Source organism: Mesorhizobium sp. WSM4845 (assembly GCF_055811455.1).
Genome location: NZ_JBVVQA010000050.1, coordinates 1 through 18,936, shown reverse-complemented (window position 1 = coordinate 18,936; position 18,936 = coordinate 1). Strand labels below are relative to the sequence as shown.

The window sequence follows — 18,936 nt, the reverse complement described above, 5'->3', positions numbered from 1 at the left end:
GCCCTCATCGGCGGGGACATGCATTGAGCCGATCTTAGAGATTGCCGGCGAGGTAGCGCGTCAACGTCGTACGTGCGCCATCGGCCCAGAGCGCCTCGAGCGCCTTGGCAAAGGCCTCGACAAACGGCGTCGAGCGGCCGACCTCGCCATAGATGTCCTCCATGGCCAGCCAGGCGGCAGGCGCAGCCTTTGCCGCCCTGGCGGTCGTCTGCAGCCGGTCCCAGCTTGGATCATTGGGCTCGATGACCGCGCCTGAATCCGTGGTGCCGAAGCAATAGCGGCACCAGAGCGCCGATTCCAGCGCCAGGCCGGCCACGCCCTTGCCGGCCTTCAGCCGGTCGGCGATGGTCGGGATGATGAATTTCGGCTGCCGGTTGGAGCCGTCGAGGCAAAGCCTGCGAATGGTGTCGCCGATCTTCGGATTGGAGAAGCGGTGCTCGATGAGCTGGTAATAGTCCTCCAGCACGGTACCCGGCACCGGCGGCACCGTCGGGATGATCTCGTCGTGCTCCAGTTTTTCGAGAAAACCGCGCACCAGCGGCTCCTGCATCGCATTGTCGACGAAATGGATGTCCATCAGCCCGGCCGGATAGGCGATGGTCGCATGGCCGCCATTGAGGATGCGGATCTTCATCAGCTCGTAGGGTGCGACATCGCTGACGAACTGCACGCCGACCTTTTCCAGCGGCGGGCGGCCGTCGGTGAAATGGTCCTCCAGGACCCATTGCCTGAACGGCTCGCAAAATACCGGCCAATTGTCGTCGAGCCCGAACTCGCTCGACAGAATGCCGCGCTCGCGGTCGGTGGTGGCCGGCGTGATGCGGTCGACCATGCCGTTGGGAAAGGCGACGTTCTCGCTCACCCAGGTCGCCAGTTTCTCGTCGATCAGCCGCGCGAGCCCGATGACGCCGTCGGCGGTGACATGGCCGTTGTGGGGGATGTTGTCGCAGGACATGACCGTGAACGGCACGATGCCGTCGTCGCGGCGGCGCAACAGCCCGGCAAGAATGATGCCGAAGACAGTCTTCGGCATTGCTCCCGGCTGCGCGTCGGCGACGATATCGGGATGGGTCGGATTGAACACGCCCGATGCCGGATCGATGAAGTAGCCGCCCTCGGTGATGGTCAGCGAAACGATCCTTATCGCCGGGTCGGCAAGCCGTTCTAAGATCGCGGCTGCATCGCCCGGCATCAGGAAGTCGATCATGGCGCCGGTGATGCGGGCGCTCATGTGGCCAGAATCCTGCTCGACCACGGTGGTCAGCCAGTCCTGTTCCTGCAACTTGCCGCGGCCGACCTTTTCGCCCTCAAAAACGCCGGCGCCGACAATTGCCCAGTCGTGGCCGACGCCCGCATTGAACAGGTCGTCGAGATAGACGGCCTGGTGCGAGCGATGGAAGTTGCCGACGCCGAAATGCACGATGCCGGCTTTGAGCGCGGCGCGATCATATTTCGGGCCGACGACTTTTTCCGGCAGGCGGGACAGTGCCGCCGATGAGAGTTTTACGGTCATTTTAACAAACGCCTTCTCATTGCGGCGCCCTGCGCCTGCCTGACCTTCTCCCCTTGTGGGAGAAGGTGGATCGGCGCGCAGCGCCGAGACGGTTGAGGGGTGCTGGACGAAGTGCTGCATCAGAACACCCCCCGTCCGCCCTCGTTTCACTCGGCACCTTCTCCCCCAAGGGGAGAAGGAAAGTTCAACTCATCCACTGGCCGCCATCGACATTGTAGGTCTGGGCGACGATGTATTCGGCGTCATCGCTGGCCAGGAACACCGCCATGCCGGTGAGGTCTTGCGCCGTGCCCATGCGGCCGTAAGGCACGGCTTCGCCGACCAGCCGCTTCTTCTCGCCCTTCGGCCGGTTTTCGTATTTGGCGAACAGGGCATCGACATGGTCCCAGTGCTCGCCGTCGACGACGCCGGGCGCGATGGCGTTGACGTTGATGCGGTGCTTGATCAGGTCGAGGCCGGCCGACTGGGTGAGTGAGATGACGGCTGCCTTGCTAGCGCAGTAGACGGCAACCAGCGCCTCGCCGCGGCGCCCGGCCTGGCTCGCCATGTTGATGATCTTGCCGCCTCGGCCAGCCGCGATCATCGAGCGGGCGGCTGCCTGCAGCATGAACAGCGTGCCGGCGACATTGACCGAAAACAGCCGGTCGTAGCTAGCCTTCGATATCTCGACGATCGGCGCCAAGTCGAACAGAGCGGCGTTGTTGACCAGGATGTCCAGTCCGCCGGCCCTTGTCTCGACTGCTTTCACCGCCGCCTCGATCAAAGCGAGGTCGGTGACGTCCAGTTTCACGGCGTAAGCATTGCCGCCGATCTCCGAAGCGGTCTTTTCCGCAGCTTCGAGATTGATGTCGCCGATGGCGACCGTGGCGCCCTCGCGGACATAGGCTTCGGCGAACGCCCGGCCGATGCCGCGCGCCGATCCGGTGATCAGCGCCGATTTACCCGTGAGCCTCATTGCATCATCGCCTTTCCGTCGGCGCCGAAGCGGTGCAGCTTGGTCTTGTCCGGCGTCAGATAGATCGTGTCCCCGTGATGGGCGGCCAGTTCGCCGTCGGCGCGCACCGTCAGCGGCCCGACACCGTCGGCCTGAACGTGCAGAAACGTGTCAGAGCCGAGATGCTCGGCAACACCGACCGTGGCTTTCCATTCGCCTGAAGTCGTCGAGATGTTCATATGCTCGGGACGGATGCCGACGGTCTTGGCGCCATGTTTGGCCGCCGGCGCGCCTTCGATCAGGTTCATCCTGGGCGAACCGATGAAGCCGGCGACGAACAGGTTCTTCGGCGTCTTGTAGAGCTCCATCGGCGAGCCGACCTGTTCGATGTTGCCGGCGTTGAGCACGACGATCTTGTCGGCCATGGTCATCGCCTCGACCTGGTCGTGGGTGACGTAGATCATCGTCGTCTTGAGCTGATGATGCAGCTCGCTGATCTCCAGCCGCATGGTGCCGCGCAGTGCTGCGTCGAGATTGGACAGAGGTTCGTCGAACAGGAAAGCCGATGGCTGGCGCACGATGGCGCGGCCGATGGCGACGCGCTGGCGCTGACCGCCGGAGAGCTGGCCGGGGCGGCGATCGAGATAGTTGGTGAGGTTCAGGATGCGTGCCGCGTCCTTGACCTTCCGATCGATGGTCGCCTGGTCCTCGCCCGCCATCTTCAGCGGGAAGGCGATATTCTTGGCCACGGTCATGTGCGGGTAGAGCGCATAGGACTGGAACACCATGGCCAGCTTGCGCTTGGCCGGCGCCTCGCCGGTTACGTCGCGGCCGTCGATGTTGATGGTGCCGGCGGTGGTGTCCTCCAGCCCGGCGATCAGTCGCAGCAGCGTGGACTTGCCGCAGCCCGACGGGCCGACGAAGACGACGAACTCGCCGTTTTCGATGACCAGGTCGATGCCCGGAATAATGATCGTCGACCCGAATGACTTGGAGACGTGCTTGAGCGTGATGTTTCCCATGGTTTTCCTCCCCGAGGGGTTATTGTCCGTCGTTCATCGCTTGCGGCGGTGTTACTTCACGGCGCCAAAGGTCAGGCCGCGCACCAGCTGCTTCTGGCTGAACCAGCCCATGATCAGGATCGGTGCGATCGCCAGTGTCGAGGCCGCCGACAGCTTGGCCCAGAACAGGCCTTGCGGGCTTGAGAAGGAACTGATGAAGGCGGTGAGAGGGGCGGCCTCGGTGGTGGTCAGCCGGATCGTCCAGAACGCCTCGTTCCATGCCAGGATGATGTTGAGCAGCATCGTCGAGGCGATGCCCGGCACCGCCATCGGCGTCAGCACATAGACGATCTCGTTCCAGAGCGATGCGCCGTCCATGCGCGCCGCTTCCAGGATCTCGCCGGGGATCTCGCGAAAATAGGTGTAGAGCATCCACACCACGATCGGCAGGTTGATCAGCATCAGCATGATCATCAGGCCGATGCGGCTGTCGAGCAATCCGGTATCGCGGAAGATCAGGTAGATCGGGAACAGCACGGCGACCGCCGGCATCATCTTGGTGGAAAGCATCCACATCAGGATGTCCTTTGTCCACTTGCCCGGCGAGAACGCCATCGACCAGGCCGCCGGTATGGCGACGAGCAAAGCCAGGATGGTCGAGCCGACCGACAGGAACACCGAGTTGAGGAAGAACTTGAAGTAGCCGCTCTGCGCCTCGACCGCGGTGTAGCTCTCCGTGGTTCCCGACGGGAACAGGTTGAAGCCCTGGATGGCCTCCTGCTCCGATTTGAACGAGGTGATGATCGTATAGAGGATCGGGAAGAAGATCAGCAGGGCGACGATCCAGGCGGCCGCGGTCGCGATCGTCTTGTGCTGGGTGCTGACTGCACGTGCCATCGTTTCCTCCCTTATCTGTCCAGGTTCTTGCCGACCGCGCGCATGGCGAAGAAGGCGACGATGTTGGCTAGAATGACGGCAATGATACCGCCGGCGGATGCCTGGCCGATTTTGAACTCCAGCAACGCCTTCTGGTAGACGAGGAAGGGCAGGTTGGTGGAGGCGTAACCCGGGCCGCCATTGGTGGTGACGAGGATCTCGGCATAGACCGACAGAAGGAAGATCGTCTGGATCAGGATGACGACGGTGATGGCGCGCGACATATGCGGCAGCGTCAGATAGATGAAGCGGCTGACAAAACCGGCGCCGTCCATCTCGGCGGCTTCCTTCTGCTCGCCGTCGAGTGACTGCAGGGACGTCAACAGGATCAATGTCGCAAACGGCAGCCATTGCCAGGCGACGATGATGATGATCGCCAGCATCGGGTATTGGCCAAACCAGTCGATCGGCTGCCCGCCGAAGAAGCGCGCAATGTCGGCAAAGACGCCGTATTGCGGATGCATGATCATGTTCTTCCAGACCAGCGCGGCGACCGGCGGCATGACGAAGAACGGCGAGATGACGAGGATGCGGACGATGCCCTGTCCCCACATCGGCTGATCGATCAGCAGCGCCAGCAGGATGCCGCCGATCACCGTGATCAAAAGCACGCTGGCCACGAGGATTAGCGTGTTGAGGATCGACTGCAGGAATGCCGGATTGGAATAGAAAAGCGCGTAATTCGAGAAGCCGACGAAGCCGTCGCGGATCGGGTTGAGCGGATTGTACTGCTGGAAGGAGAACCACAGGGTGAATGCCAGCGGCACGATCATCCAGACGAATAGCAGCACCACGGATGGCGCCATCATGAAGCGGGCAAGCGAACGGGTCTGCTGAGTAGCCATGACGGTCACCCTTCAAAGGTCAGCCAAATTTTTCAGTGTTGTGAAGGTGGCCGCCCGAACTGGGATTCGGGCGGCCCCTGCCGGTTAAGATGGGCAACCGGCTTTCGGCACCGGGAGGAGCCTACTGGATATAACCGCCCTCGGTCATCGTCGCGGTGGCGGCGTCCTGGGCCTGCTTCAAAGCGTCGTCGACGCTGGTCTGGCCGGCGAGTGCCGCCGAAAACAGCTGGCCGACGGTGGTGCCAAGGCCCTGGAACTCGGGGATGGCGACGAACTGGACACCGACATAGGGCACCGGCTTGACGGTCGGATGCGTCGGATCGGCGGCGTTGATCGAGTCCAGCGTCATCTTGGCGAACGGCGCCGCCTTCTGGTATTCGGGGTTGGCGTAGAGCGAGGTGCGTGTTCCCGGCGGAACATTGGCCCAGCCTTCCTTCGATGCGACGAGCTCGAGATAGGCCTTGCTGGTTGCCCAGGATACGAATTTTTGGGCGGCGTCAGCCTTTTGCGTGCCGGCGGGAATGGCCAGCGACCACGCCCACAGCCAGTTGCCGCGCTTGCCCAGGCCATTGTCGGGCGCCAGCGCATAACCGACCTTGTCGGCGACAGTTGAGTTCTTCGGGTCGGAGACGAAGGAGGCGGCGACGGTGGCGTCGATCCACATGCCGCACTTGCCCTGCTGGAACAGCGCCAGGTTTTCGTTGAAGCCGTTCGAAGATGCGCCCTCCGGGCCATTGGCCTTCATCAGGTCGACATAGAACTGCAGCGTGTTCTTCCACTCGGGCTGGTCGAACTGCGGCTTCCAGCTCTCATCGAACCAGCGTGCGCCGAAGGAATTTGACATGGCGGTCAGGAAGGCCATGTTCTCGCCCCAGCCGGCCTTGCCGCGCAGGCAGACGCCGTTCACGCCATTGGCGCGATCGGTCATCTTCTCGGCGGCCTGCTTGACGAAGTCCCAGGTCGGCGCGTCGGGCATGGTCAGCCCGGCCTTCTCCATCAGGTCCTTGCGGTACATGACGAACGAGCTCTCGCCATAGAACGGTGCTGCATAAAGCGTGCCATCGACCGACAGGCCACCGGCAATGGCCGGGATGATGTCCTTGACGTCATAGTCGTCGCCGAGCTTGTCGAGCGGCAGCAGCCAGCTCTGCTTGGCCCAGATCGGAACTTCGTAAGTGCCGATGGTCATCACGTCGTACTGGCCGCCCTTGGTGGCGATGTCGGTGGTGACGCGCTCGCGCAGCACGTTCTCCTCGAGCGTGACCCACTGCAGCTGGATATCGGGGTTCTTGGCGGTGAAATCGTCGGTCAGCGTCTGCATGCGGACCATATCGCCATTGTTGACGGTGGCGATGGTGATGGATTCGGCATGCGCGGCGAACGCGAGGGTGCTGGCCGACAACAGACCCAGGGTGAGCGTGCGAAGTTTCATCAAAATTCCTCCCATGGACCAAGCTGAGCATTTGCTTTGGCTGTGAGCAATTACTCACCTCGCGTGATTTATGTCAAGCCGGATTCGTTGCTGCAGCGCAGCACGCAGCCTCGTGCGGATCTTGCTCCGGAGGATTCTTGCGCGCGAACAGGCCGGATGTCGGTGCCCGCTTGACCGGGTGGATTATCGACTATTGGCCGGCAACCTCAGCCAGGATCCATTCGCGAAAAGCGCGGATCTTCGGCACGTTGCGCCGCGCCTGGGGATAGACCAGCCAATAGGCGTGGCCGTCGTCGCCGACCAGATCGAAAGGCTGGATCAGGCGGCCATCGGCAAGCTCGGCCTTGAAAAGAGCGGCCGTTACGATCGCCACGCCCTGCCCGGCGATCGCGGCGTTGGCCTCATAGGCCTGCGCCCCCATGCTGGAGCCGGGGCGCTTGGCCAGTTCCTCGACCGGCAGGCCGGCGGCGATAAACCAGTCCCGCCACCAGATGTCGCCGGGGTCGAGGATCGGCAGGCGCAACAGATCGGCCGGCTCCTTCACCCCGCCGATGCTTGCCGCGAGTTTCGGGCTCAGCATCGGCGTGAAGTCCGCATTGAAAAGCTTGTGCACCTCCACGCCCGGCCAGTTTCCGCCGCCGGAACGGATGGCGATGTCGATGTCCTCGCGGGCGAAGTCGACGAGGCGGTTCGATGTATCGAGACGCACCGCCAGCAACGGATGCGCGACCTGGAACGAACCGAGATGCTGCGCCAGCCAGTTCGAGGCAAAGGTCAGCAGCGTCGAGACACAAAGTACGCCGTCGGCGCCGCTGCGCGCCGCGGCATAGGCTCCACCCAACAAGGCGAACGCCTCGCTGACCGCAGGCGCCAGGCGCTGCCCCGCCTCGGTCAGCACGATCTGCCTTGGCCGGCGCAGGAACAAAGGCGCCCCGACGCGCTCTTCCAGAAGCTTGATCTGATAGCTCGCCGCCGCCTGCGTCATGCCAAGCTCGCCGGCGGCCTTGGTGAAGGAAAGATGCCGCGCCACCGCCTCGAACACCCGGATCGCCTGAAGCGGAGGGAGTTGGGAGACCTGCCGTGACTTGAGTTCAGGCATAAGTCCTCCTTATGGGTCGTGATTGACGTTTGATTGGCAGCAAGGGCCGATCCGGCCGATATTTGAGGTCGACGATCACTCTCGTCTACAGCGCCGCGCGTCCTTTTGGACGCGCAAAGGACGCTGTAGCCCTTTTGATTTTGCGCATGATCCTTTCCGAAAATCGATATCGATTTTCGGGGTCATGCGCCAGACATAACAAAGGCTGACGATCATGACCATTGTACAGGAAAAGCTATTTCTGACGCCGGGCCAAGGCTGGTTTTTGCGGCTGGCGCGGGGATTGGCACGGCACGGAGCCAGGAAACGGGCTTATCTCGACATCAGGGAATTACCGCCGCATCTGCAGCGCGACGTGGGTTTTCTCGACGGCAACGATCCTTACGGCCGTCGCAAATAGCTCTGCTGGATTTATCGCAAATCAGCTGGCGGCCAGCAAGGCGGCGGCGGTCCGCTCGTCGGTGATGAGGCCGTTGACCAGCCGCCGATTCACAGCCGCGAGGATGCCCGGCAGCTTCCGCTCGCCCATGGCGAGCGCGATCACCAGCGATTTTTCGCGCGACGGCAACGATGCCGACGACACCCTGTCATTGGTGATGCCCTCGATCATCCGGCCTTCGCGATCGAACACCCAGCCGACGATCTCGGCGACGCCGCCGGCCTTTTGCAGCGCTTTCAATTCACTCTCCGAAATGAAGCCGTCCTCGTAAAGCGGCGCCTTGGGGCCGAGATCGCCGATGCCGACGAAGGTGACGTCGGCTTCCGCGGCAAGCGCCAGCGTCGGTTGGATCATCGGCTGGCTGAGCAGCATCTCGCGCTCCTGTGGCGAGGAGGCGATGACCGGCAGCGGCATCGGGAAGGAGCGAGCCTTGACCCTGTCGGCCATGGTGAAGATGACGTTGTAGAAGGCGGCCGAACCGTCGGGCGAGATGTTGCCGGTCAGCGACACCACCTTGTGCTGCGGGCATTCCATCGGCGGCAGCTGCTCGATTGCCGCCTTCAGCGTGCGGCCGGTGCCGATCGCCATGACGATCGGCGTCGGCGAGCGCAGCCGTTTCTCGATCTCGGCGGCCGCCGCCACGGCGACGCCAATGGTGGAGGAGGAAGCGGGATCGCTTGGAACCACCTCGACCAGATCGAGCGCGAAGCGCGATTTCAGCCGGGCCGCGAGGTCGAGGCAATTGGCGATCGGGTGGTCGACACGCACCTTGATCAGCCCTTCCGAGACCGCCAGCGACACCAGCCGCTGCGCCGTCTGCCGTGAGATGCCGAGCGTCGAGGCGATCTGGTCCTGCGTGTTGCCGGCGACATAATAGAGCCAGCCGGCGCGCGCCGCGTCGTCCAGCCTGTTGCTGCCGCTGTCCTGCCGGGAATTCAACTTGCTGCCTCCCTGCCCCCGAGCACCGAGCGGGAGCGCATTTAGTTCTACCGGGGAATGCGCTTGTAAGCAATTGCCTGTTGCCAGAGCAATTGCCTAGGTAAAGCTCCCGATGTGCCTGCGGTGTTTCGAGTGGGTGGTAATATCCAAGCAGATCCCACAATGTTGGTGCAGCCGGCGCGGCGGTTTATCTCCCGAGGCAAACCCTTTAAGGGATTCGGGCAAAGGAGCCTTGCATGACGCCGAAAGCGGTTTTCTGGGACATGGACGGCACGCTGGTCGACAGCGAGCCGTTGCACGAGGCGGCGCTGATAGCGGCGCTGCACAGCGTCGGCATCGCGGCGCCGGCCAACCTGCATGAGCGCGTGCTCGGCATCGCCGCATGGCCGGTCTACGAGATGCTGCGCGACGAGTTCAGCCTCGGCCTGGCCTTCGACGACTGGATCGTGCGCAAATACGACCACTATCTGCCGATGGCCGAGACGCTGAAGCCGCGCCCCGGCGCCATCGAGATCTACAACGAGCTGCGCGCGCTTGGCGTGGCGCAAGCGGTGGTGTCCAATTCCGACCGGCTGGTCGTCGACGCCAATCTGCGCATGGTCGGTCTTTTCTATCCCGGCATGAAGACGATCAGCCGCAACGACGTGCGCGAAGGCAAGCCGCACGCCGAACCTTTTTTGCGCGCCGCTTGGCTGGCCGGTGTCGATCCAGCCGATGCCATGGCCGTCGAGGACAGCGTGACCGGCGCCACGGCAGGGCTGGCGGCGGGGATCAGGACGATCTTCTGGCCGGAAGCGCCCATGGCAGGGCCGCCCGGCGCGATCGTCATCAACAGCGCCGACGAATTGCGGGCTGAACTCGGGCTTTAAGATTGGGGAAACCGGCGATCAGAGCGCCCTTCTCCCCGTCACTATACGGGGAGAAGGAGGCTCTCAGTTCCGGTAAACCGGCTCCTGCTCGTCGAGGATCGCCTTCAATTCGGACAGGTGCCGCTCGGCCTGGCCGGGATAATCTTCCTGCTCCGCTGCTGCCTTCTCGGCGATTTCATTCGACAGGACCCGCAGCGGGCGGCCGGTCCACAGCGCCTTGATGTAGGTCTCGGCGGCGCGTTCGAAATAGAACATGCGGTTGAAGGTGTCGGCGACGGTATCGCCGATGACCAGCACGCCATGGTTGCCCATGACCATCACCTTGACCTTCGGATCGGTGAGCAGCTGCGAGCAGCGTTCGCCTTCTTCCTCGAAGGCGAGCCCGCCATAATGGCTGTCGACGACGTGGCGGTTGAAGAAGATCGCCGCGTTCTGGTCGATCGGCGGCAGCGTCGAGTCGGCGAGCGAAGCGAGCACCGTGGCGTGGATCGAGTGCACATGCATGACGCAGCGCGCATGGCGCACATTGCGATGGATGGCGCCGTGCAGCCCCCACGCCGTCGGGTCGGGCGCATTCGGGCCGGAGAGCGTATCGGGATCGTTGGCGTCGATTAGCAGCAGGTCGCTCGCCTTGATGCGCGAGAAATGCACCTGGTTGGGATTCATCAGGAATTGCGAGCCGTCATCGTTGACGGCCAGCGAGAAATGATTGGCCACCGCTTCATGCATGTTGAGCCGCGCCGTCCAGCGGAAGGCGCAAGCCAGATCGACGCGTTCCTCGTAGAAGGGCAGGTTGGTCAGCATTTCCTTCTGCAGGCGGGCGATGCTCATCGAAAACCTCCGTGAAAGAAGCAAGGATGCCGTGCGCCGCCGATGCGCGCAACCGGTTTCGTTTGGTGCAGGCGAGCGCTTTGGCTTACGCCGCAGTGCTTCTGGCGGCGTCGATGCGCAGCCCGCCATGCTCGACGACAAAATCGATCACCTGCTGCAGGCCCTTGCCGCGCGACAGATCGGTAAATCCGAACGGCCGCTTGCCGCGCATGCGGGCGGCGTCGCGCTCCATGACATCGAGATTGACGTTCACATAGGGGGCGAGATCGCTCTTGTTGATGACCAGGAAATCCGACCGGGTGATCGCCGGGCCGCCCTTGCGCGGGATTTCTTCGCCCTGGCAGACCGAGATGACGTAGAGCGTCAGATCGGCGAGGTCCGGGGAAAACGTGGCGGCGAGGTTGTCGCCGCCCGATTCGATGAAGACGATGTCGAGATCCGGGAATTTCCTGGTCATCTCGGCGATCGCCTGCAGATTGATCGAGGCATCCTCGCGGATGGCGGTGTGCGGGCAGCCGCCGGTCTCGACGCCGATGATGCGATCCTCGGGCAGCGCCTGAAGCCGGGCCAGCATCATGGCGTCTTCCTTGGTGTAGATGTCGTTGGTGACGACGGCGATCGAAAACTCGTCGCGCAGCGCCTTGCAGAGCTTTTCGGTGAGCGTCGTCTTGCCGGAGCCGACAGGGCCGCCGATGCCGACGCGAAGGGGACCATTGGCTTGTGTCATCCAGGGAACTCCATGATGGCTAGCACTGCAAAGCCGAGCCCGACAACGAGGCAGAGCGGCGAATAATAGCTGACATCGAGCCGCGCGAAAGGCTGTTCGGGCGCCAGCCGACGCCACCACGGCGTGAAGCCGGCAATGCCGCGCCCCAGGAAGACCAGCGCGATGAGCAGCGCTGTCGCGGCAAGCCCGGCCTTGGGAAAGGGCGTGGCAAACACGCCTTCGAGCGCCAGCGGCCACAGTGTCGCCAGGCCGAGGCAGGCGGCGACGGCGAAGCTGGCGAAGGGCGCCGGCATTTCGTCGACGCCGCGAAAGCCGACCACCGCGCGGGCGCAGGAGGCAGCGTCCCTGCCCGGCCAGATGCCCCCTATGCCCCAATAGACATGCAGCGTGGTGATCAGCAGCAGGACGAACGAGAGCGCGAAGGCGAGGACGATCATGAGCGGAACAGCCGCGAATATTGCGTCTCGTGCTTCATAGCCATGACATCCGAGACGAAGGCGCAGCCGCCGAGATTGTCCAGCGTCGAGCCGGCAGCGCGGGCGGCAGTTTCCAACGCCAGCAGCTCGAAGCCAGCGAGCAGCGCGGTCGCTCCGGTCTGGCCGACGACGCCGAGCCGGATCGCGGCCTGGACGAGGTTGGAAAAGAAGCTGTGCAGGAAGGCCGACAGTGCATCGTGCAGGGCAATGGCATTGCCACCTGCAGTTGCACCGACGGCGACGCTATAGGCGCACTCGGCCGGCAGACGGTCGAGCACCTGACACGGCCAGGCCGACGCCGCGTTCAGGAAGGCGGCGCCCTGCAGCATGGTCTCGCTGTGGCGCTCGCGCGAGCCGGCCAAGGCCTCGGCGAGGGCTGCGATTTCGGCGAGATCGCCGGCTTGGCGGGCGCGCCGCCAGCTTTCGGCAAACAGCACGGCATCGTTCCAGCCCGAGCCCATCTCGACCAGCGTCTCCAGCCATGCGGCGAGGTCTTTGCTGTCGGCGACCAGGCCGGCATGCACGGCTTGTTCGAGACCATGGCTGTAGGAAAAACCGCCGACCGGGAAGGCAGGCGACAGCCACGCCATCAGCCGCAACAAAGCGACGTTGGAAGGCTGGTCAGTCATGGTCGTGCGAATGGCTGTGGGTATGCGATTCGCCATGGGTATGGGAATGCGACCCGCTGTGCGCATGCGCCTCGGCATGGGCATGACCGTGACTGTGCCCAGAATAGGCGCCGCGCACCGGCTTGAACGGCTCGGAGACGTCGCTCACCGTGGCGCCCAGGCCTTCCAGCATCGCCTTGATAACGTGATCGCGCAGGATGAGGATGCGGTTAGCCTCGATGGCGGCGGCAAGATGGCGGTTGCCGATATGCCAGGCAAGCTCGGCCAGATGGACAGGGCCGCTGGCACGGATATCGTAGAGCGGTTCCTCGGCCGCGACGATCTCGATATGACGGCCATCCTCCAGCACCAAGCGGTCACCATCGTTCAAGGCCACCGGTTCGGGCAGGTCGACCAGCACTCTATCGCTACGGGCCGTTTCTATTGCGCGGCGGCGCAGATGCCGCTCGTCATGGGCAAGCACCGCACGATCGTAGGGCGCGACCGCTCCTGCCTCGCCGGCGCTCAGAACCGAGACGGCACGCGGGAATTTGGTGAAATCGGTGCGGATGTCGAGCTTCATGTAAAACTGCCTCTCCCAACAAGCGTAGCCTATCGCGTCCGTCGCCCCAATGGTGCTCAAACGATCGTGTCGAAGAGCCGCAGGATGAACGATATCTGGTAGACGAGGGCGGCGGCGACGAAGGTGGTGTGAAAGCGACGGTCGCCGAAGAAGCCAGCTAATCCCGCAGGAAATCGCCCATCGATAGCGGGTTTCCCGGCCAAAATCGTTCATCGAGCGCCTGCCTGGATGTGAATGGAGGTTCGCCTGGAAAGTGAGATTTCCTGAGACCCGTTTCCCTGACCGCGACGAGCAAAGCGTCTTTATATGCCTCGTCGAAAATCTGAGCGGGATATCGGCGAAGACTCGGGCTGTCCTTGATGATGTTTCCGATCCAGATGCGCTGTTCGGAAATTGACGACTGCCAACCATGACTTCGATGGCCGGGTTGGAATTCCCATTTCAGGAGATGTGCAAGCAGCACCTCCATCCGACTGCGAATCTCTCGTTTGTCACGCCTCCCCAAGCTCTCGATCTCCTCGGCAAGATTCTCACGATCGAGGTCGGAGAAACGAGCTTCGCGCAACAATGCGCCTTGCTCGGCGCACCACTGGACGTAGTCCGCTTCGTAGGGAGTGAGGGCCCTGAGACGATCAATCCTGTTCATGAGGCCCATCATGCCGCAATTTCGAGACAATCGCAAAACGGCACGTCAGAGCTTGGACAACTGAGCACCGAATTTGACGCCCCGCCAACAGGGCGTTTGTAGGGATCAAAACAAAAAATACCGTTGCGCCATCGGCAGCACGGTGGCCGGCTCGCAAGTGAGCAATTCGCCGTCGGCGCGCACTTCGTAGGTTTCGGGATCGACCTCGACATGTGGAGTGGCGTCGTTGAGCACCATCGAATGCTTGCCGATGCCGCTGCGGGTGTTGTCGACGGCGACCATCTGCTTGTCGACGCCGAGCCGGCCGCGCAGGCCGGCATCGAGCGCGGCTTTCGAGACAAAGGTCACCGACGAATTGGTCATCGCCTTGCCATAGGCGCCGAACATCGGCCGGTAGTGCATTGGCTGCGGCGTCGGGATCGAGGCGTTGGGATCGCCCATCGGGGCGGCGGCGATCATGCCGCCGACCAGCACCATGTCGGGCTTGACGCCGAAGAAGGCCGGGTTCCACAGCACCAGGTCGGCGCGCTTGCCGACCGCCACCGAGCCGATCTCGTTCGACAGGCCATGGGCGATGGCCGGGTTGATCGTGTATTTGGCGATGTAGCGGCGGACGCGGAAATTGTCGTTGTCGCCGGTCTCCTGCGGCAGCGAGCCGCGCTGGCGCTTCATCTTGTCGGCGGTCTGCCAGGTGCGGATCGCCACTTCGCCGACGCGGCCCATCGCCTGGCTGTCCGACGAGATGATCGAGAAGGCGCCGATGTCGTGCAAAATGTCTTCGGCGGCGATGGTCTCCTTGCGGATGCGGCTTTCGGCAAAGGCGATGTCTTCGGGGATCGACGGCGACAGATGATGGCAGACCATCAGCATGTCGAGATGCTCGGCCAGCGTGTTGACGGTGTAGGGCCGGGTCGGATTGGTCGACGACGGGATGACGTTGGGCAGGCCGCAAACCTTGATGATATCGGGCGCATGGCCGCCGCCGGCGCCTTCGGTGTGGAAGGCGTGGATGGTGCGGCCCTTGATCGCCGCCACCGTGTTCTCGACAAAGCCGGATTCGTTCAGCGTGTCGGTGTGGATCATCACCTGCACGTCATAGTTGTCGGCGACCGACAGGCAGCAGTCGATTGCCGCTGGCGTCGTGCCCCAGTCCTCGTGCAACTTTAGCGAGCAGGCGCCGCCCAGCACCATTTCTTCAAGCGCGGCCGGCAGCGACGCGTTGCCCTTGCCCGACAGGCCGATATTCATCGGGAAGGCGTCGAAGGACTGGATCATGCGCGCCAGATGCCACGGCCCCGGCGTGCAGGTCGTCGCCAGCGTGCCATGCGCCGGTCCTGTGCCGCCGCCGAGCATGGTGGTGATGCCTGACATCAGCGCCTCCTCGATCTGCTGCGGGCAGATGAAATGGATGTGCGCGTCGAAGCCGCCGGCGGTGAGGATCTTGCCTTCGCCGGCGATGATCTCGGTGCCGGGACCGATGACGATGGTCACGCCGTCTTGCATGTCCGGATTGCCGGCCTTGCCGATCGCGGCGATGCGGCCGTCGCTCAGGCCGATATCGGCCTTGAAGATGCCGCCTGACGCATCGACGACCAGCGCATTGGTGATGACGGTGTCGACCGCGCCTTGGGCGCGGGACACCTGGCTCTGGCCCATGCCGTCGCGGATGACCTTGCCGCCGCCGAATTTCACCTCTTCGCCATGCAGCGTAAAATCCTTCTCGACCTCGATGAACAGCTCGGTATCGGCAAGCCGCACCTTGTCGCCGACGGTCGGGCCGTACATCTGCGCATAGGCGGCGCGGGTGATTCTAGCCATCAGCAATTGCTCCCGAAATACGGCCCCAGATACAGCCAAGATATGGCCGGGGCGAAGCCCGGCCCCACATTGTCGCCATCCTATGGTCACGCAATGACCTGCTGGGCGACACCTTCCGATCCCATTTAGCGTTTGAGGTGGCAGGGTCACCCCAAAACGACCGTTTGCCAATCGATGGAAAGGAAGTTTTATGCGCAAAACGATATCTCTCGCAGCCGCCGCCACCCTCCTGCTCGCGACCGCTGCCAGCGCCCAGCAACAGCCTGCGCCGCAACCCGGCGAGCCGCCGGCTGCGCCCGCTCCCGCGGCGCCTGGCGCCCAGCCGGCTGCGCCGGCGATCCAGACCGTCAACGTCGTCGACATCGAGGAACTGCCCAAGGAAACACAGACCAAGGTCAACGAAGTGATCGCCAAGCGCGGCGAGGACGGCCTGCAGAAATTGCGCAGCTCGATCGACGCGACCCCACAGGTCAAATCCGCGCTCGAAGCCAAGGGACTTACCTCGGCGCAAGTGATCGCCGCCAGCATGGACGCCAACGGCTCGCTGACCTTGATCACCAAGAAGGCGAGCTGACGATGCGCTGTGGCGGGCCGGCACGAGGCCGGCCTGCCGCATCGGGGAGGGAACCTTCGCAGGGCGGAATACGTTTCGACTTTTTGGCCTAGAAACGGGTCTCGAAAGAGGCTTTGAGAGCGAGCGATGGCGATCACAACCTTCCCCGACACGAGATGGCTGCATATGCTTGCCGCAACTGCGTTTCTTGCGGCGAGCGCTCCCCAGGCCGGGCTGAATGCGCAGGGCCTTGAAGGCCCTGAGACCCAGAACAAGATCATCGGCTCGGAGGTCGGCCAGGAAGAGACCAACACCGCTGTCGAGGCCGGTAAAGTCACTACCGCGATCGAGCGGACGCGTGAAAACATCGGCGCGGTGCGCAAGACATCCAAGCTCGACAAGGTCGACATCGTGTTCCTTACCGACGCCGCGCGCACGGAAGGCGGGTTGCCGCCGGCGATCGAAAGCAAGGTCGAGCAGCATCAGGACGACATTGCGGAACTGCGCGACGAGATCGAGGCGAACGCATTGCTGTTCAACGCCATCGACTCTCGACGTGTGCAGACCGAAGACGTTCTCGCCGTCGAATTCGACGATCCTGGCAAGGTCGTCATCTACGCGGCGGCCAAGCCGCCCAGCTGAGCCGAAACTGCTGGACGCTCTGGATCGCACAACGCGACCAGGGGATCGCAAAACGCGACCAGGGGATCGCACAGCGCGCCCAGGGGATGTCACAACGCGCCCATGATCTTCTGCTGGAACCCGTAGACCTCGCGCTTGCCGCCGAGCGGCACCAAGGTGACGTCGCGCTCCTGGCCGGGCTCGAAGCGCATCGCCGTGCCGGCGGCAATGTCGAGGCGCATGCCGCGCGCCTTGTCGCGATCGAATTTCAGCCCCTCATTGGTCTCGAAGAAATGATAGTGGCTGCCGACCTGGATCGGCCGATCGCCGCTGTTGGCCACCTTCATGGTGATGGTCGGCTGGCCCTTGTTGAGCTCGATCTCGCCGGTTGCCGTGATGATTTCGCCCGGGATCATCGCCAGCTTCACAAGGCGCCGAAGGCGAGGCCGGCGGCGGGCAGCAGGATCGCCGAGAGGGACGTGCGTTTGATCGTTGCGGGGACCATCGATATGCCTTTCGCTGTCAGCATCGTGCCGTCACGCGGCATTGCGGGCCGGGCCGCAGCCTTCGGCCTTGAGGACGCGCTTTGTCGAGGCGGGATATTTGTTTAGCTTCGCTGCCGGCCTGATCGGGCGCGGCGCGAAATCACCGCCGCAGTTAGGGCAAAAGCCTCCCAGAACACGGTCCACGCACTCGGCGCAGAAGGTGCACTCGAAGGTGCAGATCAGCGCATCCGTCGCCTCGGGCGGCAGGTCCCTGTCGCAGCATTCGCAGTTGGGGCGCAGCTCAAGCATTTTTCTCACCTCACCTTGTCGGCCCTCACCGTATCGGCCCTCATCTTATCGGTTCATGCACGGTCACCAGCTTGGTGCCGTCGGGAAACGTCGCCTCGACCTGGACGTCGTGGATCATCTCGGCGATGCCCTCCATCACCTGCGCGCGGGTGACGACGTGGGCGCCGGCCTCCATCAGCTCGGCGACCTGGCGGCCGTCGCGGGCGCCCTCGACAACGAAGTCGGTGATCAGCGCGATCGCCTCCGGGTGATTGAGCTTGACGCCGCGCTCGAGCCGCTTGCGCGCCACGATCGCCGCCATGGCGATGAGCAGCTTGTCCTTTTCCCTAGGCGTCAGGTTCATGCGTTTCCCCGCAACAGCATAGTCAGAATGGCATAATCGGAATCAGAGTGACCATAATTTGGGCAGACCGGCCCGTCCGTTGAGCAATTCGACGAGCGGAACCAGCCGCTTGCGGAGCTGGTAGCCGTCCTCGGCAAACAGCCTCGCAAGAAGCTTGCCATATTTTTTCACGCTCCAGACGCTGGCATCGCCCTGGCCGCCGATAATGTCCCGGGCCGGATCGAGCAAAGCCTCGACCCGCGGCGAGATCATCAGCACCGTCGCCATAGCGATGGCGCCGCCGGCCACGGCGGAACGGCCCAGAATCGCGGCAATGTCCGGCCCGATGCGGAAATCCTCGGCATGAACCAGCGCTCCGTCCTGGCTGACCCGCCAGCGGTCGTGGAAAGCGCCGTGCGCCGCGCGTTCGCCCATGGCGAGGCGGCCAAAAACGGTCGCCTCGAGCACCAGCGCCTCGGCGCCGGCGGCAAGCTCCAGGTCGAGCCTGCGGGCAAAGGCAGATCGATCAAAGACGATGGTTTCCTGTGGCAGCCAGGCGATGCGGCCGCCGGCGCCGACGGTCAGCTTGACCCGCACCTCGGCACGATCGGACGCAGCGCGGTAGATTTTCTCGCAGGCCTGGGTGGTTATGCTGGCGCAGGCGCCGGCGCCGACATCGACCTGCCAGCCAAGGCGGTCGCCGCCGGTCAGCCCGCCGGCGGTGTTGATCAGCACGGCTTCGAGCGGATCGGCCGAGACGGCCGGCATGCGGATCTTGGCGGATCCATCCTGATAAAGCCGCCGAAGCCGCGTGCGGCCGCCATCCTTCTCACAGGCAAGCCGCGCCGTGCCGGCGACGCGCTGGGCCGGCGGCACAAAGGTCAGGTCCTGTCCGATCATGTCCACGGCGCCAACTTAAGCACACTCATATGGTTTGAATCCGAAATTCG

The 18,936-nt window shown here is 63.5% G+C and carries 23 protein-coding genes; 4 read left to right on the top strand and 19 right to left on the bottom strand.

Going from position 1 to position 18,936, the window contains the following annotated elements; all coding sequences use genetic code 11:
• Positions 1–34: 34 nt before the first annotated feature.
• From AC0L2C_RS32515 to gcvA, 7 genes are all read right to left on the bottom strand, one after another.
• Positions 35–1,513, bottom strand: coding sequence for a mannitol dehydrogenase family protein (locus AC0L2C_RS32515; RefSeq protein ID WP_473525375.1), 1,479 nt, complete (start codon positions 1,511–1,513; stop codon positions 35–37).
• Positions 1,514–1,697: 184 nt separating this feature from the next.
• On the bottom strand, positions 1,698–2,468 hold the full coding sequence (locus AC0L2C_RS32510; RefSeq protein WP_128244687.1) for an L-iditol 2-dehydrogenase: 771 nt from the start codon (positions 2,466–2,468) through the stop codon (positions 1,698–1,700).
• Positions 2,465–3,469 (bottom strand): ABC transporter ATP-binding protein, encoded by a 1,005-nt coding sequence (locus AC0L2C_RS32505; protein WP_128244688.1) that lies wholly within the window; start codon positions 3,467–3,469, stop codon positions 2,465–2,467. Before AC0L2C_RS32505 ends, AC0L2C_RS32510 begins: the two co-directional genes overlap by 4 nt.
• Before the next feature lie 51 nt (positions 3,470–3,520).
• Entirely contained in the window at positions 3,521–4,345 is an 825-nt protein-coding gene (locus AC0L2C_RS32500) for a carbohydrate ABC transporter permease (RefSeq protein ID WP_023801521.1), read from the bottom strand.
• A gap of 11 nt (positions 4,346–4,356) precedes the next feature.
• Entirely contained in the window at positions 4,357–5,229 is an 873-nt protein-coding gene (locus tag AC0L2C_RS32495) for a carbohydrate ABC transporter permease (RefSeq protein ID WP_023801520.1), read from the bottom strand.
• Positions 5,230–5,350: 121 nt separating this feature from the next.
• Positions 5,351–6,661: an ABC transporter substrate-binding protein gene (locus AC0L2C_RS32490; protein ID WP_473525374.1), complete on the bottom strand. Its 1,311-nt coding sequence runs from the start codon at positions 6,659–6,661 to the stop codon at positions 5,351–5,353.
• A gap of 190 nt (positions 6,662–6,851) precedes the next feature.
• Positions 6,852–7,760: a transcriptional regulator GcvA gene (gene gcvA / locus AC0L2C_RS32485; RefSeq protein WP_473525373.1), complete on the bottom strand. Its 909-nt coding sequence runs from the start codon at positions 7,758–7,760 to the stop codon at positions 6,852–6,854.
• A 214-nt stretch (positions 7,761–7,974) separates the two neighbouring features.
• On the opposite strand from gcvA, the gene AC0L2C_RS32480 reads away from it, so the two are divergent.
• Positions 7,975–8,160 carry a hypothetical protein gene (locus AC0L2C_RS32480; protein ID WP_473525372.1) on the top strand — a complete coding sequence of 62 codons (186 nt, stop codon included), beginning with the start codon at positions 7,975–7,977 and terminating at the stop codon, positions 8,158–8,160.
• Between the two features lie 21 nt (positions 8,161–8,181).
• On the opposite strand, the gene AC0L2C_RS32475 is transcribed toward AC0L2C_RS32480, so the two are convergent.
• Positions 8,182–9,138, bottom strand: coding sequence for a sugar-binding transcriptional regulator (locus AC0L2C_RS32475; protein ID WP_023801517.1), 957 nt, complete (start codon positions 9,136–9,138; stop codon positions 8,182–8,184).
• A 236-nt stretch (positions 9,139–9,374) separates the two neighbouring features.
• On the opposite strand from AC0L2C_RS32475, the gene AC0L2C_RS32470 reads away from it, so the two are divergent.
• On the top strand, positions 9,375–10,007 hold the full coding sequence (locus AC0L2C_RS32470) for an HAD family hydrolase (RefSeq protein ID WP_473525371.1): 633 nt from the start codon (positions 9,375–9,377) through the stop codon (positions 10,005–10,007).
• Positions 10,008–10,070: 63 nt separating this feature from the next.
• Here the strand turns inward: AC0L2C_RS32470 and AC0L2C_RS32465 are convergent, their stop codons facing one another.
• From AC0L2C_RS32465 to ureC, 7 genes are all read right to left on the bottom strand, one after another.
• A complete protein-coding gene (locus tag AC0L2C_RS32465) occupies positions 10,071–10,838 on the bottom strand; it encodes a class II aldolase and adducin N-terminal domain-containing protein (RefSeq protein ID WP_128174676.1) in 768 nt (255 codons plus the stop codon).
• An 85-nt stretch (positions 10,839–10,923) separates the two neighbouring features.
• Positions 10,924–11,565: an urease accessory protein UreG gene (gene ureG / locus AC0L2C_RS32460; RefSeq protein WP_023801515.1), complete on the bottom strand. Its 642-nt coding sequence runs from the start codon at positions 11,563–11,565 to the stop codon at positions 10,924–10,926.
• A complete protein-coding gene (locus tag AC0L2C_RS32455) occupies positions 11,562–12,002 on the bottom strand; it encodes a DUF3995 domain-containing protein (RefSeq protein ID WP_287139353.1) in 441 nt (146 codons plus the stop codon). Before AC0L2C_RS32455 ends, ureG begins: the two co-directional genes overlap by 4 nt.
• A complete protein-coding gene (locus AC0L2C_RS32450) occupies positions 11,999–12,670 on the bottom strand; it encodes an urease accessory protein UreF (protein ID WP_473525370.1) in 672 nt (223 codons plus the stop codon). The genes AC0L2C_RS32455 and AC0L2C_RS32450 overlap by 4 nt, the downstream gene beginning before the upstream one ends.
• On the bottom strand, positions 12,663–13,232 hold the full coding sequence (locus AC0L2C_RS32445; protein WP_287238323.1) for an urease accessory protein UreE: 570 nt from the start codon (positions 13,230–13,232) through the stop codon (positions 12,663–12,665). Before AC0L2C_RS32445 ends, AC0L2C_RS32450 begins: the two co-directional genes overlap by 8 nt.
• A gap of 157 nt (positions 13,233–13,389) precedes the next feature.
• Complete coding sequence (locus tag AC0L2C_RS32440; protein WP_473525369.1) at positions 13,390–13,878, bottom strand: DUF29 domain-containing protein; 489 nt, start codon at positions 13,876–13,878, stop codon at positions 13,390–13,392.
• Positions 13,879–13,983: 105 nt separating this feature from the next.
• Positions 13,984–15,696 carry an urease subunit alpha gene (gene ureC / locus AC0L2C_RS32435; RefSeq protein WP_473525368.1) on the bottom strand — a complete coding sequence of 571 codons (1,713 nt, stop codon included), beginning with the start codon at positions 15,694–15,696 and terminating at the stop codon, positions 13,984–13,986.
• A gap of 190 nt (positions 15,697–15,886) precedes the next feature.
• Here ureC and AC0L2C_RS32430 point away from each other — a divergent pair, with 190 nt between their 5' ends.
• A complete protein-coding gene (locus AC0L2C_RS32430; protein WP_287120216.1) occupies positions 15,887–16,270 on the top strand; it encodes a hypothetical protein in 384 nt (127 codons plus the stop codon).
• 126 nt (positions 16,271–16,396) lie between these two features.
• Positions 16,397–16,891: a hypothetical protein gene (locus AC0L2C_RS32425; protein ID WP_473525367.1), complete on the top strand. Its 495-nt coding sequence runs from the start codon at positions 16,397–16,399 to the stop codon at positions 16,889–16,891.
• An 89-nt stretch (positions 16,892–16,980) separates the two neighbouring features.
• Here AC0L2C_RS32425 and AC0L2C_RS32420 read toward each other — a convergent pair whose 3' ends face one another.
• The 4 genes from AC0L2C_RS32420 to AC0L2C_RS32405 all read right to left on the bottom strand — a co-directional run bounded on the left by AC0L2C_RS32420 (position 16,981) and on the right by AC0L2C_RS32405 (position 18,886).
• Positions 16,981–17,286 carry an urease subunit beta gene (locus AC0L2C_RS32420; RefSeq protein ID WP_473525366.1) on the bottom strand — a complete coding sequence of 102 codons (306 nt, stop codon included), beginning with the start codon at positions 17,284–17,286 and terminating at the stop codon, positions 16,981–16,983.
• Between the two features lie 120 nt (positions 17,287–17,406).
• Positions 17,407–17,664: a DUF1272 domain-containing protein gene (locus AC0L2C_RS32415; RefSeq protein WP_473525365.1), complete on the bottom strand. Its 258-nt coding sequence runs from the start codon at positions 17,662–17,664 to the stop codon at positions 17,407–17,409.
• 40 nt (positions 17,665–17,704) lie between these two features.
• Complete coding sequence (locus tag AC0L2C_RS32410) at positions 17,705–18,007, bottom strand: urease subunit gamma (protein ID WP_023801505.1); 303 nt, start codon at positions 18,005–18,007, stop codon at positions 17,705–17,707.
• A gap of 42 nt (positions 18,008–18,049) precedes the next feature.
• Entirely contained in the window at positions 18,050–18,886 is an 837-nt protein-coding gene (locus tag AC0L2C_RS32405; RefSeq protein ID WP_473495051.1) for an urease accessory protein UreD, read from the bottom strand.
• Between the last annotated feature and the right edge of the window lie 50 nt (positions 18,887–18,936).